Below are 18,974 nucleotides of genomic sequence, written 5' to 3' on the forward strand. Positions count from 1 at the left end.
CCCCGGTCGGTCATCGGAGCACCTGGTCGATGGCGTGACGGAGGTCGGCGGCCCCGAAAGGCTTGCGAATCCAGCCCTCGGCGCCAGATCGCCCTGCCAGGAAGGCGTCGGCATCGCGATCGAGCAGAAGGATCACCGGCGGCGGCTGCTGGTCCTTGCCGGCAAAGGCGTCACGGATCGCCCTGGTCACGGCCATCCCTCCCATCGAGCCGACCTGCATGTCGACGAGGACGGCGTCCGGAGAGGTGTCTTCGACCGTTGCCGCAGCCGAGCGAGGATCAGCCTGAGCGGCGATCCGGAAGCGCCCGTCGCCGAGGGCGGCCGCGACGTCGGTGACCACCCACGGCTCGTCGGCAACCACCAGGATGTCGGTCATGCCGGCAGGGTAGTGGCCGCCGCATCCGTGCCGACACCCCCTTCCTAACATCTCGGAGATGCGCCTCCTCGTCGTCATGCTGTTCGGCGCCCTGCTGCTCTCGCCCAGCGCTTCGGCCCAGGACGCCGAGATGGCGGTGGACGTGGTGGTGGTCTCCGGTCCGATCGATGCCCGCACCGTGCGGTATGTGGAGGCGGCGATCGGGGACACCGACGCTGCCCTGGTCGTCCTGCAGTTGGACGCCGCCGCCGTCTTCGCCGACATCGACTCCCTGACGGCGCTTGTCGCCGATGCCGACGTTCCCGTCGCCGTCTGGGCCGGCCCCGCACCGGGGACCGTGCGTGGCGACGCCCTGCGCCTCCTGGCGGTGGCGCCGATCCGGGGCGCTGCGCCCGGAGTCGTGCTCGGGCCGGCGACTTCGGTGGCCGCGGGTGACGATGCGCCCGGCACCGGCCGTCTGCCGGTCGAGGTGCTCGAGGACGGAGTCGTCGTCGACGGGACCATCCCTGGGCTGGTCGAGTTCGTGGAACCGTCGATCGGTCAGTTCCTGGTCGGCCTCGACGGCGTAGAGGTCGTCGTCAACGGGGCACCCGTCGTACTCGACACCGCCGTCGAGGAACTCGTTGACGGCGTACCTTCACTGAGGCCTGCCGGCACCGTTCGGTTCGTCGAGGAGGGGGTCCTGGATCGGGTGCTGCACACGGCTTTGCGGCCCGAGGCGGCATTCTTCTTCCTGCTCGCCGGTCTGGCTCTCGCCACCTTCGAGTTCTACGCCGTGGGGCCCGGGTTCGCCGCCGGGGTGGCAGTGTTGTTCACTCTCGAGGCCGGGTACGGACTGGCGGTGTTGCCGGTGTGGTGGCCTGCCCTCGCCCTGATCGCCGTCGGTGTGGGTCTGTTCGTCTGGGAGTTCCAGCGCAATGGCTTCGGTTGGCGAACGATCCTGGGAGCCGGAGCGCTCATGTGGGCCGGTCTCGGATTCACCGCCGGTGCGGATGGGATCACCCCTTCATGGTGGGTCGTGTCCCTCACCGTCTTGGGAACGACGACGTTCTTCGGCTTCGCCCTGACGGCGGCGGCACGGGCGCGCTTCTCCACCCAGACGGTGGGGCGGGAGCATCTGATCGGTCGAACCGGCGTCGCCGTCGGTGCCATCGCACCCATGGGAGAGGTGAGCCTGGATGGTTCTCATTGGCGGGCCCGCTCGACCAGGCGCTCGGGTATCGACCCGGGCGATGAGGTCGTGATCGTGGGCATCGACGGGATCGTGCTCGAGGTGGATCCGGCCCCTCAGTCGTGACAGGATTTCCCTGGCGGCCGCTCGGGCGCGGTGGTACCGTCCCGCGCCGCCAACAGGGAGGATGTCACAGTGGGCGACGCGATCGCTGCCGCCGATCGGTCCTGGCAGGGCAAGGGTCTGTGTCGGGGCAACCACGCCTACCTGTTCTTTCCTCCGAGTACCGTCGAGCGCAAAGAGGACCGTGAGAGGCGGGAGCACAAGGCCAAGGCGATCTGTGGCGTGTGTCCGGTGACTTCCGAGTGCATGGAGTTCGCACTGGAGATTCGTGAGCCCTACGGCATCTGGGGCGGGCTCACGGAGACTGAGCGGCGCCAGGTGGCGAGTCGGCGGGCGGCGGCGGTAGGAGTCGGCGCAGATCTCCGCTACGGCGGGTGACCCCGGCCCGGTCCATCCACTCCAACAACGGGATGGCGTGCTTGCGGCTGATCTCGAGGGCGTCGCGGAAGTCGGCCACCGAGAACTCCTCGGGAAGGGCCTTCAGCGACTCGGTCAAGCCGGCGATGGTCTCGGGCAGGTAGAGAAGGTCCTCGGACACCGCCACCAGGTCACCCCTTCTCAGCAGGGCGTGGATCAGTTCCTCGTCGAGACCCAATTCGCCCCGGCGCGGCGGGGCGGCTCCCGCCGCCTCCAGGGTCTTTCTCACCGGCTGCCATGCGGCATCTGAGGACTCGTCGAGCCCGCCTCCGAACCCGACGAGGTGCACCACGGCACCGTTTCGGGCCAGCCGATCGGACCAGGTGACCACGGCCTCGAGGAGCGGAGCCGGGAGCCGCAGCGAGGTGGCCAGCGTGGGCAGCGGCATTCCCGGACGCAGCGGATTCTCCCGGTGGTACCGATCGAGACGGTCGACGGCGGCCGATTCGATCCGTCGCGCCTCATCGCCGGTGGTCGCCAGGTCGCCTGCCATCAGGGCGGGATCCGGAGTTCCACCCCCTGAGTCGGCGGCCAGCTCGCCGAGGGTTGCGCTCCGGCGGGTCGCCAGGAGGGCGTCCGCCCTTTCGTCGGGGGTGGCGGCGGTGCGTAGCCTCGGTAGCGACTCGATCACCTGACGCCGACGAGGGGGCGGTCGCGGGTCGAGCACCACGCCACCGGCGACGACAGCACGGCGCCCCACCTCGCGCAACACGACGTGTTGTCCAGCCGCAACCGGTACCGGGGTGGCGAGGCGGAGTAGTGCTGCGCCCGGTGGGTCGTCGACCAGGGAGAGGCGAGCCGGATGCGATCCACTGCCGATGTGGACGTGGAAGGACCCCCTGTCTCGAAGCGGTCCCGACGGACTGCGTACCAGCCGCAGGTCGACCACGATCCGATCCGACGAACGCCACCGTCCCGGGAGGCCGAGCATGGCGCCGCGCGCCACCTCATCCCTTCCGACCCCGGCGAGGTTCACCGCCGCTCGGTTGCCGGGGGTGATCGAGGGCATCGGCCGATCGTGGTTGTGCAGGCCGCGGACCCGCACCTCGCGTTCGTCCGGGTACAGCATCAGCACGTCGTCCACCGAGATGGTTCCCCCGACGAGGGTGCCGGTGACGACGGTTCCGGCGCCGCCGATGGTGAACGCCCGGTCCACCCACAGACGGGGTCGGTGGAGGTCGGGGGCGGGCGCCACCAGGCCGGCGAGGGCGGTGCGCAGAGCCTCCAGGCCTTCGCCGCGGGGAGCCGCCACCGGGAGGATGGCCACTCCCTCCAGGGAGGTTCCCGCCAGCTGCTCGGCCACTTCGATCTCGGCCAACTCCAGGGTCTCGGAATCCACCAGGTCTGCTCGGGTGAGCGCCACCACGCCGCGGTCGACACCGATGAGGTCGAGGATCGCCAGGTGCTCCTCTGACTGGGGCATCCACCCCTCGTCGGCAGCCACCACGAACAGGGCGGCGTCCACACCTTCGACCCCGGCCAGCATGTTCTTGATGAAGCGCTCGTGACCGGGGACGTCGATGAACCCGGTCTCGAGACCGCCTAGATGCGTCCAGGCAAAGCCGAGGTCGATGGTCATGCCCCGGCGGCGCTCCTCGGCCCAGCGGTCCGGATTCCTCCCGGTGAGGGCCTCGACCAGCGTCGACTTGCCGTGGTCCACGTGGCCCGCGGTGACGACTACCGGCATGCGGCGGCCAGGGCTCCGGCTACGACGGCGTCATGTCGCGCGTCCACCGCCCGCAGGTCGATGAGCAGGCGGTCCCGATCGAGGCGTCCGACCACGGGAGGATCGGAGGCGAGCAGGCGGGCCCGCACCTCGGCGGCGTCGCCGGGTACGACGATCACCGGTCCCGGGATCCCCCGCCCCGGGGCCGAACCCGCACCGGGAAGCGACCGATCATCGGTGACCTCGCCGACTCCGGCAGTCGCGACCACGGCCCGGCATCGCCGGTCGAGCTCGTCGGCATGAATGGTCGCCATCGCCCAGAACGGGACCTCGCCTCCACGACCGGCGGCGTAAAGGCTCAGCGTCGCCGCCAGCGATGCCAGCGCCTCCTTGGAGATGCGCACGGCGCGCGCCATCGGATGGCCGCTGATCCTTCGCACCAGGGCAGCCTTCCCGGCGATGATTCCGGCCTGCGGACCGCCGAGGAGCTTGTCGCCCGAGAACAACACCAGGTCGGCTCCCGCCTCGAGCGTCTGCCTGGCTGCAGGCTCGCCCTCCAGCCAGGCCGGCGGCGGGCCCTCCAGCCAGGGGAGGCGCTCGTCGAGAAGGCCGGACCCGATGTCGGCGACGAAGGGAACCTCCCGTGACCGGGCGAGGTCGGCCAGTGCCCCGTAGGACACCTCCTCGGTGAACCCCTCTACCCGGAAGTTGGACGGGTGCACCTTCAGGATCAGGGAGGCGTCGTCGAGGACCCGGGCGTAGTCGCGCAGCCGGGTGCGGTTGGTGGTGCCCACCTCGATGCTGCGGGCACCGGCGGTGGCGATGATCTCGGGTAGGCGGAACGACCCGCCGATCTCGATCTGCTCCCCGCGAGACGACACGACGTTCCTGCCCCCGGCGAGAGCGGCCACGGTGAGCAGGAGCGCACCGGCGTTGTTGCCCACGGCGAGTGCCGCCTCGCCCCCGGTGAGGGAGCGCAGCAGTGCCTCCACGTACTCGCCGCGACCCCCCCGCTCTCCCGTGTCGAGGTCCATCTCCAGGGCCGAGTACCCGCCGGCCGCCGCCGCGGCGGCAGCAGCCGCATCGGGATGAACCGGCGCCCGACCCAGATTGGTGTGGAGCAGCACGCCGGTGGCGTTGATCACCGGTTCCGGCGCCGTGCGCCGTAGTCGCGCCATTTCGATTCGGGCGCGGTCCTCCGGATCGCCTTCGCCGTCGACCCTCCACTCGGCTATCGCCTGGCGCGCCACCTCGATCACGAGCCGTCGGGGAAGCGTGCCGTCGTCGATGACGCGAGCCAGGGCGTCCACCGAGGGTGGATGGGAGGACATGGGCACAGCCTACCGATGGCCCTATATTCGCCTGGTGGAACCGGCCGCCATCCCGGACGTCGTCCCCAGCCCAGCAGCAACGGTCATCGCACTGCGCAGGGTCTCGGGAGGGTTCGAGGTGCTCCTGGTGCGGCGGGCGCGAGAGGCCCGCTTCATGGGTGGGGCCCGAGTGTTTCCCGGTGGAGGGGTGGACGAGGTGGACCGAGGTCCGGCGGCTTCGGCTGCGGTGCGCTGGTCAGGTGATCCCGATGAGCTGCCGTGGAGGGCCGCGGCCCTGCGTGAGTTGGCCGAGGAGGCCGGGCTGCTCCTCACAGATCGGCCGGTCTCGGTGGACGGCCTGTCCGGAGCCGGTCTCTATGACGCCATCGTCGCCGCCGGCGCCCGGTTCGATGCCGACACCCTGGTCTACCTGAGCAACTGGGTGACACCGCGCGGCCTGCCGAGAAGGTTCGACGCCCGCTTCTACGTGGTGGAAGTGCCTGCCGGGACGGTGGCGGTCTCGGACCGCGTCGAGGTGTACGACGCCGCCTGGGTGACGCCGGCTGCGGCCATCGCCGCCGCCGAGGAGGGCGCCTGGTACGTGGAGCACCCCACCCGGGTCCACCTGGAGATGCTCGCCGCCGAGTCCGGCATCGATGAGGTGCTGGCCATGGCCCGCAGCCGGCCTGCCGAGCGGATCGAACCCCGCATCTACCTGGACGAGGCGGGCGAGTGGTCGATCGCCATGCCCGGCGACCCCGGATACGGCGAGGTCACGCCATGAGGATCGAGTTGGTCCTGGCTCCGAATCCGGGCCCCATGACCGGCCCCGGCACCAACTGCTGGGTCGTCTCTTCTGGCGGCGAAGCCGTCGTTATCGACCCCGGTCCCGACGAGCCGGCACACAGGGAGGCGATCGTCGACGCCTCGACCGGCCTGACCGTTGCCGCCGTCCTCGTCACCCACCTCCACCCGGACCACACCCCTCTGGCCAACCCCTTGGGGGTGTTGCTCGGGGCGCCGGTCATGGGTGCCGCTTCGGGGCCCGGCTTCGACCCGGACAGGACGCTCGCCGACGGCGACCGCGTGGAGTTCGGTGATCGGTCGCTGGAGGTGATCGCGACCCCGGGGCACACACCCGACTCGCTGTCGTATCGGGTCGACGACAGGTTGTTCACCGGGGATCACATCATGGGAGGGTCGACGGTGATCGTGGAGGACATGGCGCAGTACATGGAGTCGTTGCGCAAGGTCCTGGGAATCGGGGTGGAGGCGATCCACCCGGGACACGGTCCGGTGCTCGACCGTCCCGACGATGTCGTGGCCGAGTACCTCGCCCATCGTCTGGAGCGTGAACGGCAGGTCCTGGAGGCCGTGCGGTCGGGCGCCGGGAGCGTCGGCGCCGTGGTGGAGCGCGTGTACGCCGACGTCGATCGGGGGCTCCACGCCGCGGCCGCCATCTCGGTCGAGGCGCATCTGCGAAAGTTGGCCGGCGATGCCCTGGTGCGGTTCCACGGTGCCGGGTGGCATGCCCCTGTGGAGCCCGTGCCATGAGGCGCCTCGCCGCCATCCTGTCCCTGGCCCTGCTGGCCGTCGGCCTCCCCGCGCTCGCCGATGTCTCTCAGGGCGACGTCGATGAGGCGCGCCAGAGGCTGCGCCAGGTGAACGAACAGCTGGCCGAGGAGGTCGCCGCATACGACTCCGCCGTTTCCCAGGAGGCCGTTCTCCGGGACCGGCTCGACCGGCTGCTGGTGGAGCTGACGGCGCGAGAGCGGGAGCTGGTGGCGGCCCGCCGGGCGGCGCGCGACCGGGTCGCCGAGATGTACATGACCGCCGGGGCGGGAACTCCAGACGGGTCGACCGCCGGCGACTTCGGTCGGCTTCCGACCAGATACGTCTATCTGGAGTCGGTGTCGCAGACGGATCGAGGGGTGGTCAACCGGCTCGAGGCTTCCCGAAGGGACTACGAGCATCAGCGACAGCTCGTGGAGGAGGCGGTGGTCGATCAGGAGTCGCTGCGCGGCGAGATGGAGGAGTTGCTCGACCACATCTACTCCGAGCTGGAGACGGCCAACGCCGAGTATCAGGCGGTGAAGGCGGAGTGGGAGGCGCAGGAGGCGGAGCGGATCCGGCGCGAGGAGGAGGAGAGGCGACTTCGCGAGTTTCTCGCCACCTCTACGACCACCCGAGCGACCACGACGACCACCGCCCCGGCGGTCACCACCACGGCCCAGACGACCTCGTCATCCGGAGCGACGACCACACAACCGGTGACCACGACGACCGAGGCGCCTGCGCCCACGACCACGCTGCCGCCTTCCCCGCCGGGCACCAGGGTGTGCCCGGTGGACGGCGCCACCACCTTCACCGACTCCTGGGGTGATCCCCGCCCCGGGGGCCGCACCCACACCGGCACCGACCTGCTGGCCGCAGAGGGGACCCCTCTGGTGGCGATCGAGGCCGGCGCAATCTGGAGCCCGGGGTGGCACTCGGCCGGAGGTCTCGGTCTCTACATCAAGGGCGAGTCGGGCGACACCTGGTACTACGCCCACCTCAGCGCCTACGTGAGCGGGCTCGTGGATGGGATGCCGGTGGAGGCCGGCCAGCGCGTCGGGTACGTCGGTCAGACCGGAAACGCTTCGACGCCGCATCTTCACCTGGGGTGGCAGCCCGGCGGAGGTGCCTATCAGAATCCGTATCCGGTGGTGGCCGGTCTCTGCTGATGCCGACGACTCCGGATCGCCTTTTTCCCTTGTTGGGTTAGCCTCCTGAAGGAATGAATCGCCCTGCTCTGTCCCGACCGATCGTCGCCCTCGTCTCCCTCACCCTGGTGATGCTGGTGGCGGCCCCGGCCTGGGGTGAGGTCACCAAGGCCCAGTTGAGCGAGGCCCGGGAGAAGGTGAACGAGCGCTCGGACAGCCTGGAGGAGCAGCTCGCCAAGATCGATGCCGTCCTCGTCCAGCAGGCGTTGTTCGAGGAGCGAATCGATCGCCTGCGCGAAGACATCGCCGAGCGGGAGCGCCAGATCGCCCTGTCGGCGTTTGCCGCTCGTGAGCAGGCGCGCGACATGTACGTAAACGCGGGCGCATCGGCGGTGACGGCGGCAGGCAGTCCGGAAACGATCACGGTTCTCGGCACCAAGGACGCCTACCTGGAAGCCGTCGTCGACATCGGTGTCGACGCCGTCAACCAGCTGGTGTTCCTGCAGCAGGACCGGCGCGCCCTCGAAGACCAGCTAGAGGCGCTGGTCGGACAGCAGGAGGATCTGGCCGCCGAGCTCTCGGCGGTGTCCAGCGAGATGATGCGGGAGCTCTCCGAGGCCAACGACGAGTACCAGGTGCTGTACTCGCAGTGGGAGAAGGAGGAGGCGGAGCGCAGGCGCAAGGCGGCCGAGGAGGCGGCGCGAAGGAAGGCGGCGGCCGCCGCCGCCGCAGCCCGAGCCAACAACTACGCCTCCAGCGCCTTCGTGGACCCGAGCGGGCGAACCTGCCCCGTGGCAGGGGCCAACACCTTCCGCGACTCGTGGCTGGAGCCACGCCCGTACCGAAACGGGGTACACCACGGCACCGATCTGGTCGCCGCAGAAGGTACTCCGCTGGTCGCGATGGAAGCCGGCTACGTGTACTCGATGGGGTATCACTGGGCAGGCGGCAACGGGATCTACATCCGGGGCAACTCGGGCGACATCTACTACTACGCCCACCTCCAGAAGTTCGCCTCCGGGATCTCGACCGGCGACCGCGTCGGTGTGGCACAGACCATTGGATACGTGGGCTCGACCGGCGCATCCAGCATGCCGCACCTCCACCTGGGCTATCAGCCGGGTGGCGGCGCCCTGGTGAACCCGTATCAGCTGCTGCTCAAGCTCTGTCGGTAGGCGCCCCCGCCGCCACGGCGTCGCCGGGAGTCGAACCCGAGAGCTGCTCCATGAGCACGGCGATGCGGGCGGTGCAGGTTTCGTCGGCGGCGGGCGGCACCAGCTCCACCAGGCGGGTGGCCGCTGCGGCGAATGCTCGTGCCGACGGTGCCTCGGGATCGGCGACGACGACCGGCATCCCGCCGTCCCCGCCCTCGACGACGAGTGGGTCGAGGGGGATGGAGGCGAGCAGGGGGACGCCGAGGTCGTCGGCGAGTTCCTGGCCACCACCCTTCCCGAAGAGGTCGTAGTGCCGGCCGTCTTCGGTGGTGAACCCGGACATGTTCTCGATCACGCCGACCACCGGCATGTAGGAACGGCGTGCCATGTCGGCGACGCGGGCGGCCACCTTCTGGGCGGCGCGCTGCGGCGTCGTCACCACCACCATCTCCGCCTGCGGCAGGAGCCGGGCGAGGGCCATCTGGACGTCGCCGGTGCCTGGCGGCATGTCGAGCACCAGGTAGTCGAGGTCCTGGGGCCAGGCGACATCCCGGAGGAACTGCTCGAGAGCCTTGCTCAGCATCAGGCCGCGCCACATCAACGCGGTCTCCTCGGTATCGACCAGAAGCCCGGTGGAGACGACGTGGATGCCGTGAGCCTGTGCGGGGACGATCTTGAGGTCCGAGTTCGCCTGCAGGCGATCGCCCGCCCCGACCATGCGGGGCACCGAGAAGCCCCAGATGTCGGCATCGAGAAGCCCGACGCGGTGCCCGGCCATTCGCAGGGCCACGGCCAGGTTGACGCTCACCGACGACTTCCCCACTCCGCCCTTGCCCGATCCGACGGCGATGACCCGGGTCAGGGGGTTGACCATCGTCGGTTCTGCGTTCTCACGCGCACGGCGGCGGGCCACCGACATGAGTTCGGAGCGCTGTTCGGCGGTCATGGCGGTGGTGTGGACCTCGGTGGCGACGATGCCGGGCAGGGCGGTCACCTTGCGGCGCACGTCGGACTCGATCTGGTCCCGCATCGGGCAGGCGGCGATGGTGAGAGCGATCCCGACGCGGGCGATCCCGTCGGCGATCTCGATGTCGCGTACCATTCCCAGTTCCACGACGTCGGCACCCAACTCGGGGTCGACCACGCCGCGCAGGGCGGATTCGACGTCCTCGACGGTGGCGGTCTTGATCATGACCTCAAGGTAGGCATCGCCGCTCCGGTACCGGAAGCGTCCACTGGTTAACGAGACGACCGGGCGTATACTTTCGCTCTCACAGGACGGGGAGCAACCATGGAGTCGATCACGATCAAGCCTCGAGGCGCTGAGCCTCAGGTCGTTCTCACCGCGGCGGCCGCCGCCAAGGTCGCCGAGCTGATCGCCCGTGAGGGTGACGAGGCGCTGGGCCTTCGCCTCGGCGTTCGCCCCGGAGGCTGTTCGGGTTTCTCCTATCAGCTGGAGCTCGACGCCAAGGTGGACGCCGGCGACGTGGTGAACGAGTTCGAAGGGGTCCGCCTCGTCGTCGACTCGGAGAGCCTGGAGATGGTGTCCGGGGCAGAGATCGATTATCGCGACGGGCTGCAAGGGGCCGGGTTTCACATCAACAACCCGAACGTCACGCGCTCCTGCGGCTGCGGCAACTCGTTCTCGTAGGGCACCCGCCCCACCTCCCGATTCGGCATCGATGCGTCGCGTTACCCTTCGGGGTCCCGGTCCCGACGAGGAGGATCCATGCCAAAGTCAGCGCCGCCTGCACCCAGGGGACCGCGCCCGGTGGGCCCGTACTCGGTGGTCACGGAGGCCAACGGGTTCGTGTTCATCTCCGGCCAGGTCGCATTCGATCCCGCCACCCAGGAGAGGGATGACGCCACAGTCGCGGCCGAGGCGACGCGGATCATGCGCAATCTGGGGATGATCCTCGAGGACCTGGACCTGGGCTACGACGACGTCGTGAAGACCACCATCTTCCTCACCGACATGGCGGAGTTCGCGGCGGTGAACGAGGTGTACGGGGGGTACTTCACCGGCGCCCCTCCGGCGCGATCCACGGTCCAGGTGGCGGCACTGCCGGTCGGGTTTCGGGTAGAGATCGAGTGCATTGCCGCACGCTGAGAGGAGTTCACCATGGACAGGGATGAGATCTTCGCCGCCCTTCGTATCGACGACGTCGAGCGGGGGGCATTCGCCGGCGGCTGGCTGAAGACCACGGGCACCATCCTCGAGGTGGAGAACCCGACCACTGCGACCACGATCTCTTCGATCGTGCAGGGATCAGGCACCGAATACGAGGCCGTGATCGCCTCGTCGCAGGAGACGTTCCTGCGGTGGAGGATGCTTCCCGCACCCAAGCGCGGCGAGTACGTGCGGCAGATCGGAAACGCCCTGCGAGAGCACAAGGAGGCGCTTGGGGCCCTGATCGCCCTGGAGATGGGCAAGATCGTCGCCGAGGGTGAGGGCGAGGTCCAGGAGATGATCGACATCGCCGACTTCTCCGTCGGCCTCTCCCGTCAGCTCTACGGCCTCACCATGGCCTCGGAACGTCCCCGTCACCGGATGTACGAGCAATGGCATCCGCTGGGACCGGTGGGGGTCATCTCCGCCTTCAACTTCCCGGTGGCGGTGTGGTCGTGGAACGCCTTCATCGCTGCCGTCTGTGGGGACACCGTCGTCTGGAAGCCGTCCTCGCAGACTCCGCTGTCGGCGATCGCCGTCACCCGCATCTGCGAGGACGTGATGAAGGGAACCGGGTTCGAAGGGGTGTTCAACCTCATCGTGGGGCGCGGGGCCGAGGTCGGCGACACGCTGATCAACGATCGGCGGGTGCCGCTCATTTCTGCAACCGGATCCTGCGGCGTGGGTGAGAAGGTGGGGATGGCGGTGGCAAAGAGGCTGGGCCGCTCCCTGCTGGAGCTCGGCGGCAACAACGCCGTCACGGTCCTCGACGACGCCGACCCCGATCTGGTCACCAGGGCGGTCCTCTTCGGGGCGGTGGGAACTGCCGGCCAGCGCTGTACCACGGTGCGCCGCATGATCATCGAGCCCGGGATCAAGGGTGAGGTGCTCAAGCGCCTCACCGACGCCTACGCCCAGGTCAGGATCGGTGATCCGCTCGACCGCAGCACGCTCATGGGCCCGCTGATCAACGCCCGAGCCGTCGACGACATGCTGGCTGCAGTGGGGATCGCCGAGGAACAGGGCGGCAGGATTCTGGCGGGCGGTGGGCGAGCAGCCGTCCCCGGCCTGGGCGGGCACTTCGTGGAGCCGACGATCATCGAGATCGACCGGGGAGCGCCCATAGTGCAGGAGGAGACCTTCGCCCCGATCCTGTACGTGATCGAGGCCGATGGCATCGACGATGCGATCGCGGTGCAGAACGGGGTACGCCAGGGGTTGTCGTCGGCGATCTTCACCGACAGCCTGCGGGCGGCGGAGAGATTCCTCTCCCACGAGGGATCCGACTGTGGGATCGCCAACGTGAACATCGGCACCTCAGGCGCCGAGATCGGCGGTGCCTTCGGCGGGGAGAAGGAGACCGGCGGCGGTCGAGAGGCCGGGTCTGACTCGTGGAAGGCATACATGCGCCGGCAGACCAACACCATCAACTGGAGCACCGACCTGCCGCTCGCCCAGGGGATCGAGTTCGGCTGATCGTTGTGGAGTCGCCGGAGAATGGCCTCTAAGGTGACGGTCCGGCGGTTCCGATGCCGAGGGGGAACGCCTTGAGGTCGACCAGAATGCCAGGCAGCACGAGGATGGGGGTAGCGGTGGCCACCGCCATCGCCTTGCTCGCCATCCCTACCCCTGCCATGGCAGGGTCCAGCAACCTGGAGACCTCCCCCGATCCTGCCTGGGATTCCCCCCCGGCACCCACCCTCGCCGGGTTCACGCTTCCGATGGACTGGTCGCAGCGCACGTCTCCGTGTCCGCGAACGGCCGATGCCCCGCACCTCGAACAGCGCTTGGCATCGTTCGCCCGACCTGCCCTCTGTCCGGGTGACGTGTCCGAGGCGGTGGTCCACCTGCAGCGGCTGCTGACCGAGAAGAAGCTGTACCGCCAGCCGATCACCGGGGTGTACGACACGGCGACGCGCTACGCCGTCGCCGCCTTCCACAAAGTGATCGGACCCGCTCATCCCAACCCGGCGACGGCCGTGGCGGAGTGGCGGGCGGACCCGCCTCCCGAGGATTGGACATCCGAGGACTGGCTGCTGCTGGAGGCCTTCGATCCCCGACCGCCCAAGTTCCGTCGCAACCAGCCCGACCGGGTGGAGAGCGACATCGGGCATCAGGTCCTGTACCTGATCCACGACGACGAGGTGGTGGCGATAATGCCGATCAGCACCGGCGCCGGCCGGGGAACGCGCGGGTGCACGTCCTCGGATACCTGCAGCGTGTCGGTCACTCCCCGCACCAGCAGGATGGTCGGTGGGAGCACCTTCTTCGGTGAGCACGGGTACTCCGCAGGGTGGTCGCCTCGTCCGGGCGACTGGTCCATCTACAAGGCGATCTTCTACCGCGGCCAGTACGGGGAGTGGAACTACGGGCTGCACGGGTACCGCCACGTCCCGCACTATCCGGCCTCCCACGGGTGCACCCGCCTCACCGTCTGGGACATGGACTTCCTGCGTCCCACCACGGCCCGCGGTGCTGCGGACTCGAGGGTATGGGTGGGGATGACCATCCACGTCTGGGACGAGTAGACACATCGTCAGGCGGGATCATCTTTCCTCCCTCTGCAGGGGGGAGTACGGCGAAGCCGGGAGGTGGGCAGACCATGGGAGACCTGTGTCGCGTGTTGCCCCTCCGGCCCTTCGGGCCAGCTCCCCGGGGGAGGGAACTTCGCCAGACCCTCGTCGCGCCTTTGCCTCCTCCGGCCCTTCGGGCCACCTCCCCGGGGAGGGAACGTCGCCGTCGGCCCTCCTGGCTTCGGACCACTGCCCGCAAGACACCAGGCCCGAAAGCATGGGTGGGGATGACCATCCACTTCTGGGACGAGTAGACGCCTCTCACCTAGCCTGGCGGCGATGGATCTGCTCGCCGTCATCCGAACGGCCTCCGGGCGCCTCGCCGGCGCTGCCGCATCGAGGCCGGGTGCCTCGGTTCCCCGGTACCCGGGCTGGACCCTGCTCGACCTGCTGATCCACACCGGAAGTGCCCACCGGCGGGCGACCAAGGTGGTCGCCACGACGGCACAGGAGAAGGTCGAGCGGGAGTTCCCGCCTGACGAGGTGCCCGAGGTGGTGCTCCCCTGGTTCACCGAGGGGGTGGCATCGATGGTGGAGGCCCTCGAGCGAGCGGATCCGATCAGCGAGGTGTGGGGGTTCGGACCGCGTCCCACCGTCGCCTCCTGGATCCTGCGAATGGCTCTGGAAACCGAGGTCCATCGGTGGGATGCCGAGTGCGCCATGGGTTCTTCGAGCCCGATTCCCGCCTGGTTGGCTGCCGCTGGAATCGAGGAACTGCTCGCCCTCTGGGGAGGAGTGATGCCGCTCGAGCAGGCACCCTCGCTGGAGTTGGTCCTCACCGACCTGGGCGAGTCCTGGACGCTGAGCGCGGGGGAGGTAGGTGCACGCCTCGCCCCCGGCAGCCCGAGCGAACCGGGCGACGCCGTGGAGGGCGACGCCTCCGAGATCTACCTGTGGCTGATGGGCCGCCGCGACCTGGCCGGGCTGGTGTGCCACGGCTCGGGGGCCGTGGTCTGGGACGCGGCTTTCAGGGCGCTGCCCGACGCCCGTCGCTAGGTCGACCGCAGCGTCTCCAGCCGATCTGCCAGCAGGCCCAACTGCATCTCCACCGAGGCGAACGAACCACCTCCCGGGGATCGCCGCTCGGCAACCGACGATGCCGGGTCGAGGACTAGGACATCCTCCGGTGCGAAAGCGGGGTGGGCCGCCCTCAGGTCGGCTTCGGTGATGCCCGAGGGGTGACTCGCCACCATCTCTCCCACCACCTGATGAGCCTCCCGGAAGGCGACCCCCCGCTCCACGAGGACCTCGGCCAGGTCGAGGGCGCCCACCCATGGGCCCGGGGCAGGCGGGTGGAACCGGGCGGCGTCGAGCATGGCGGCGAGCACCCGCAGCGCCCCGGCCAGGTCGTCGTCCACCACGAAGAGGTGCTCCTTGTCCTGCTGCAGGTCGCGGTCGTAGGCCAGTGGGAGGCCCTTGACCACCGCCAGCACCCCGGTCAGGTGCCCGATGGCGGAGCCGGCCTTGCCCCGGGTCAGCTCGGCGGGGTCGGGGTTCTTCTTGTGGGGGAGGGCCGACGAGCCGGTGGTGTGCCGGTCGGCGAAGGTGACCCATCCGAACTCGGTGGTCGCCCACAGCGTCATCTCCTCGGCGAGCCGCGACAGGTCGACGAGGGCCTGGGTACAGCAGAACAGGTACTCGGTCACGGCGTCGCGGGAGGCGACGGCGTCCAGGGAGTTCTCGAACACTGCCGGAAGGCCGAGGAGTCGGGCTGCCACCGCGGGCTCCAGAGGGAGGCGGCTTCCCCCCCCGGCGCCGGCACCGAGCGGGGAGACCTCGATCCGGGCGAGGGACGAGACGAACCGATCGGCGTCGCGCAGCAGTGCCCAGGCGTGGGCAAGGAGGTGGTGGGCGAGGGGTACCGCCTGCGCCTGCTGCATGTGGGTGTAGAACGGCACCACCGTCGCTCCGGCGTCTTCGGCCCGTCGGGCCAGGACCCCGATGAGGCCGGCCAGGTCGGCGATCCGGTCGCGGGCCGCCCGACGCAGGTAGAGCCGGAGGTCGAGGGCGATCTGATCGTTGCGCGAGCGGCCGGTGTGCAGCTTCCCGGCCACGGGGCCGATCAGCTCTCCCAGACGCCGCTCCACTCCCGAGTGCACGTCCTCGTCGCCATCCGACCACGGGAAGGTTCCTGCCGCCGCCTCGGCGGCGATCAGTTCCAGCCCCGCGGTGATGGTGGCCACTTCCGCCGCATCGAGGATCCCGGCAGAGCCGAGGGCGGCGACGTGGGCGACGGAGCCCTCAACATCCGCCTCCAGCAGCCTGCGGTCGGCTTGCGACGTCATGAACCCCCACGCCCCCGGGTCGGGCCCCTCGGAGAAGCGGCCTCCCCAGAGGGTCACTCGCCCTCCCCGATGCGCTTCTCCGCCAGGCTGCGCAGCCGCAGCGCCTGCAGTCGGATGAACCCGCCGGCGTCCGCCTGTTCGTATACGTCGTCCGCCTCGAAGGTGACCGTGGCCTGGTCGTAGAGGGTGTGTCGGTCGGAGCGGCGTCCATCGACCGTGATCGCACCCTTGAACAGCCGCAACCTGGCCTCTCCGTTGACGCGACGCTGCACGTCGTCCATGAACGCCTGCAGCGCTTCACGTTCGGGAGCGAACCAGAATCCGTTGTAGATCATCTCGGCGTAGCGCGGGACCAGTTCGTCCCGAAGGTGCTGCACCTCACGGTCCAGGGTGATCGACTCCACGGCACGGTGGGCGTGGTAGAGGATGGTCCCACCCGGGGTCTCGTATACCCCTCGGCTCTTCATACCGATGAAACGGTTCTCGACGATGTCGACCCGCCCCACCCCGTGCCGTCCGCCTATCTGGTTCACCCTCTCGAGAAGCGCCACCGGATCGAGGGTTTCGCCGTTCACCGCCACCGGGGTTCCCTGTTCGAAGGCGACGGTCACCCACTCCGGCTCGTCCGGCGCCCGTTCGGGGTCGGTGGTGCGCAGGAACATCCCCGGCGGCGGAGGGGTCCACGGGTCCTCCAACACCCCGCCCTCATATGAGACGTGGAGCAGATTGGCGTCGGTCGAGTAGGGGCGCTCAGGAGTCACAGGGATCGGGATTCCGTGACGCTCGGCGTAGGCCACGAGATCGGCCCGGCCCTTCAGGTTCCACTCCCGCCATGGTGCTATCACCTTGATGCCGGGGCGGAGGGCGTATGCGGAAAGCTCGAAGCGAACCTGGTCGTTCCCCTTCCCGGTGGCGCCGTGGGCGATGGCGTCGGCGCCGGCCGCCTCGGCGGCGCGGACCAGGCCGCGAGAGATCGCCGGTCGGGCGAGGGCGGTGCCCAGCAGGTAGTAGCCCTCGTAGATGGCGTTGGCTCTCAGCGCCGGGAACACGTGCTGCTCGACGAACTCGGTGCGCAGGTCTTCGGTGATCGCCTCCACTGCGCCGGTGGCCAGCGCCTTGAGGCGAGCCTCCTCGACCTCCTCCCCCTGACCGACGTCGGCGGTGTAGGCCACGACTTCGACTTCGTAGGTCTCGGCCAGCCAGCGCAGGATGATCGAGGTGTCGAGTCCACCCGAGTAGGCGAGCACGACCTTGCGCATCAGGGCACCTCTCCGCCGACGAGTACCAAGGATCGCGCAACGGGACGAAGGGTGCGAAACCGCCGGATCTACGCTTCCCGGGGTCGAGGCCGGAGGGGGCGTGCAGGCGGAGGCATCGGAAGCGAGTGGACCGGGTCGTCTCGCCGAACTCGTTCGGCTGTTCGGCCGGCTGGGCGTAACCGCATTCGGCGGACCCGCGGCGCACATCGCCATGATGCACGACGAGGTGGTCATCCGTCGTCGCTGGATCGACGACCAGCACTTCGTCGACATGATCGGCGTCACCAACCTCATCCCCGGTCCCAACTCGACGGAGATGGCCATGCACGTGGGGCGGCACCGCGCCGGGTGGAGGGGCCTGATCGTGGCCGGAGCAAGCTTCATCCTTCCGGCTGCGGCGATCGTGCTCGCCTTCGCCTGGGTGTATGTCCGGCACGGGAGCACCCCAACCGGCGAGGCACTCCTGTATGGGGTGAAGCCGGTGGTGATCGTGATCGTGCTCCAGGCCCTGCTGAAGCTGGGGCGGACCGCCGTCAAGGGCTGGCTGACCGGCCTGGTCGCCATCGGCGGAGCCGCGGGCTACCTGGTGGGGATCGACGAGGTGCTGCTGTTGGCCGCAGGGGCACTGTTCGTGCTGGCATCGCGGGCGACACCCGGCCCGGGGAGCCTCGTCCTGCTGCCCGTGGCCAGTGGGGGGTGGGTGTCGGCCCCTGCCCTGGCAGATACGGCGTCGCTGGGGACGATCATCCTGGTCTTCCTCAAGGCCGGGGCGTTCCTGTTCGGGTCCGGATACGTGCTGTTCGCTTTTCTTCAGGGGGACCTGGTCGATCGTCTCGGTCTGCTGACCGAGCAGCAGCTGCTCGACGCCGTTGCCGTCGGGCAGTTCACACCCGGTCCCGTGTTCACCACCGCCACCTTCATCGGCTATCTGCTGGCCGGTCTGCCCGGGGCCGGAGTGGCGACCCTGGCGATCTTCCTCCCGGCGTTCCTCTTCGTGGGACTGATGGCACCACTGGTGCGGAGGGCTCGCGACCGGGTGTGGACGGCTGCTCTGCTAGACGGTGTCAACGCAGTCGCCGTGGGTCTCATGGGGGCCGTGACGGTGGTGCTGGTCGGAGACGCCGTGGTCGACGCGGTCTCGATGGTGGTGGCAGCCGTCGCCGGGTTGATTCTCTGGCGGACGCGGCTCAACTCGGCCTGGCTGCTGATGGGTGCCGGGATCGCCGGCCTGATCGCCGGTGCTGCCGGCTGGTCCCCGGGCTAGGCGCTCGCCTCCCAGAGGTGCCGGGTGAGGGCCGCCTCATCGGCGTGACCCCGGAGGTGATCCACGGCGTGGACCAGTGCGAAGGCGGCGGTCATCTCTCTCACCGTTCCGTCGGCGCGCCGGAACTCCCTCACGGTGCCCCAGTCGATCGGCTCCGAGGTGTCGAGGGCGGCGTGGCAGTGGTCGGCCAGGCCATCGATCATGTCCGTCATCGCGTCGGAGTCGACGGCATGGGTGGCGAACTCGCCTTCCCGATCTCGTTCCGGCACCGGGAGGCCCACGGCGATGTGCAGCAGGAGCCTGGTGGCGTGCATGGCGTGTGTGGCCAGCACCGCGATCGAGTTGGCATCGTCGAAGCGCGGTCTCCAGTCGAGGGCTTCGACCGGCAGGTCGGACACGGCGCCTCGCAGCACTTCGAAGGCGTCATCGCAGAGGGTGCGGGCAGCGGCGAGGAGTGGGTCGGTCATCGGCCCAGCCTATCGACCTGCCGGTACCCACTAGCCT

The 18,974-nt window shown here is 69.4% G+C and carries 19 protein-coding genes; 12 read left to right on the top strand and 7 right to left on the bottom strand.

Annotation, left to right across the window (positions count from 1 at the left end):
* Positions 1-10: 10 nt before the first annotated feature.
* Positions 11-376, bottom strand: a complete 366-nt coding sequence (locus QY307_07735) for a response regulator (GenBank protein ID WKZ81975.1) — start codon at positions 374-376, stop codon at positions 11-13.
* A 58-nt stretch (positions 377-434) separates the two neighbouring features.
* Here QY307_07735 and QY307_07740 point away from each other — a divergent pair, with 58 nt between their 5' ends.
* Positions 435-1,673 carry an NfeD family protein gene (locus tag QY307_07740; protein WKZ81976.1) on the top strand — a complete coding sequence of 413 codons (1,239 nt, stop codon included), beginning with the start codon at positions 435-437 and terminating at the stop codon, positions 1,671-1,673.
* 69 nt (positions 1,674-1,742) lie between these two features.
* Positions 1,743-2,048, top strand: a complete 306-nt coding sequence (locus QY307_07745; GenBank protein ID WKZ81977.1) for a WhiB family transcriptional regulator — start codon at positions 1,743-1,745, stop codon at positions 2,046-2,048.
* Here the strand turns inward: QY307_07745 and selB are convergent.
* The gene (gene selB / locus QY307_07750; protein ID WKZ81978.1) at positions 1,966-3,774 is read right to left on the bottom strand and encodes a selenocysteine-specific translation elongation factor; all 1,809 of its coding nucleotides are present in this window, start codon (positions 3,772-3,774) and stop codon (positions 1,966-1,968) included. The genes QY307_07745 and selB overlap by 83 nt on opposite strands.
* Positions 3,765-5,084 carry an L-seryl-tRNA(Sec) selenium transferase gene (selA, locus tag QY307_07755; protein ID WKZ81979.1) on the bottom strand — a complete coding sequence of 440 codons (1,320 nt, stop codon included), beginning with the start codon at positions 5,082-5,084 and terminating at the stop codon, positions 3,765-3,767. Before selA ends, selB begins: the two co-directional genes overlap by 10 nt.
* On the opposite strand from selA, the gene QY307_07760 reads away from it, so the two are divergent.
* Genes QY307_07760 through QY307_07775 form a run of 4 tightly spaced genes read left to right on the top strand, consistent with a single transcriptional unit; the run spans position 5,083 to position 8,940 of the window.
* Positions 5,083-5,847, top strand: a complete 765-nt coding sequence (locus QY307_07760; GenBank protein WKZ81980.1) for an NUDIX domain-containing protein — start codon at positions 5,083-5,085, stop codon at positions 5,845-5,847. The two genes, selA and QY307_07760, sit on opposite strands and share 2 nt — an antisense overlap.
* Positions 5,844-6,617 (top strand): MBL fold metallo-hydrolase, encoded by a 774-nt coding sequence (locus QY307_07765; GenBank protein ID WKZ81981.1) that lies wholly within the window; start codon positions 5,844-5,846, stop codon positions 6,615-6,617. Before QY307_07760 ends, QY307_07765 begins: the two co-directional genes overlap by 4 nt.
* Entirely contained in the window at positions 6,614-7,786 is a 1,173-nt protein-coding gene (locus QY307_07770; GenBank protein ID WKZ81982.1) for a peptidoglycan DD-metalloendopeptidase family protein, read from the top strand. Before QY307_07765 ends, QY307_07770 begins: the two co-directional genes overlap by 4 nt.
* Before the next feature lie 53 nt (positions 7,787-7,839).
* Positions 7,840-8,940 carry a peptidoglycan DD-metalloendopeptidase family protein gene (locus QY307_07775; protein WKZ81983.1) on the top strand — a complete coding sequence of 367 codons (1,101 nt, stop codon included), beginning with the start codon at positions 7,840-7,842 and terminating at the stop codon, positions 8,938-8,940.
* Here the strand turns inward: QY307_07775 and QY307_07780 are convergent.
* The gene (locus QY307_07780; GenBank protein ID WKZ81984.1) at positions 8,924-10,111 is read right to left on the bottom strand and encodes a P-loop NTPase; all 1,188 of its coding nucleotides are present in this window, start codon (positions 10,109-10,111) and stop codon (positions 8,924-8,926) included. The two genes, QY307_07775 and QY307_07780, sit on opposite strands and share 17 nt — an antisense overlap.
* Before the next feature lie 99 nt (positions 10,112-10,210).
* Between QY307_07780 and erpA the strand changes: the two genes are divergently transcribed.
* The 5 genes from erpA (at position 10,211) to QY307_07805 (ending at position 14,658) form a co-directional block, all read left to right on the top strand.
* Entirely contained in the window at positions 10,211-10,570 is a 360-nt protein-coding gene (gene erpA / locus QY307_07785; GenBank protein WKZ81985.1) for an iron-sulfur cluster insertion protein ErpA, read from the top strand.
* Positions 10,571-10,648: 78 nt separating this feature from the next.
* Positions 10,649-11,029, top strand: a complete 381-nt coding sequence (locus tag QY307_07790) for a Rid family detoxifying hydrolase (protein ID WKZ81986.1) — start codon at positions 10,649-10,651, stop codon at positions 11,027-11,029.
* A gap of 12 nt (positions 11,030-11,041) precedes the next feature.
* The gene (locus tag QY307_07795) at positions 11,042-12,565 is read left to right on the top strand and encodes an aldehyde dehydrogenase family protein (GenBank protein ID WKZ81987.1); all 1,524 of its coding nucleotides are present in this window, start codon (positions 11,042-11,044) and stop codon (positions 12,563-12,565) included.
* An 86-nt stretch (positions 12,566-12,651) separates the two neighbouring features.
* Positions 12,652-13,617 (top strand): L,D-transpeptidase family protein, encoded by a 966-nt coding sequence (locus QY307_07800; GenBank protein ID WKZ81988.1) that lies wholly within the window; start codon positions 12,652-12,654, stop codon positions 13,615-13,617.
* Between the two features lie 324 nt (positions 13,618-13,941).
* On the top strand, positions 13,942-14,658 hold the full coding sequence (locus QY307_07805) for a maleylpyruvate isomerase family mycothiol-dependent enzyme (protein WKZ81989.1): 717 nt from the start codon (positions 13,942-13,944) through the stop codon (positions 14,656-14,658).
* On the opposite strand, the gene argH is transcribed toward QY307_07805, so the two are convergent.
* Together argH and QY307_07815 are read right to left on the bottom strand one after the other, a co-directional pair.
* Positions 14,655-16,004 carry an argininosuccinate lyase gene (gene argH / locus QY307_07810; GenBank protein ID WKZ81990.1) on the bottom strand — a complete coding sequence of 450 codons (1,350 nt, stop codon included), beginning with the start codon at positions 16,002-16,004 and terminating at the stop codon, positions 14,655-14,657. The genes QY307_07805 and argH overlap by 4 nt on opposite strands.
* Positions 16,001-17,206 carry an argininosuccinate synthase gene (locus QY307_07815; GenBank protein ID WKZ81991.1) on the bottom strand — a complete coding sequence of 402 codons (1,206 nt, stop codon included), beginning with the start codon at positions 17,204-17,206 and terminating at the stop codon, positions 16,001-16,003. Before QY307_07815 ends, argH begins: the two co-directional genes overlap by 4 nt.
* Before the next feature lie 100 nt (positions 17,207-17,306).
* Between QY307_07815 and chrA the strand changes: the two genes are divergently transcribed.
* On the top strand, positions 17,307-18,470 hold the full coding sequence (gene chrA / locus QY307_07820) for a chromate efflux transporter (protein WKZ81992.1): 1,164 nt from the start codon (positions 17,307-17,309) through the stop codon (positions 18,468-18,470).
* Here the strand turns inward: chrA and QY307_07825 are convergent.
* On the bottom strand, positions 18,467-18,937 hold the full coding sequence (locus QY307_07825) for a DinB family protein (GenBank protein ID WKZ81993.1): 471 nt from the start codon (positions 18,935-18,937) through the stop codon (positions 18,467-18,469). The two genes, chrA and QY307_07825, sit on opposite strands and share 4 nt — an antisense overlap.
* Positions 18,938-18,974: the final 37 nt, after the last annotated feature.

This window comes from Acidimicrobiia bacterium (genome assembly GCA_030584185.1).
GTDB lineage: Bacteria > Actinomycetota > Acidimicrobiia > Spongiisociales > UBA11373.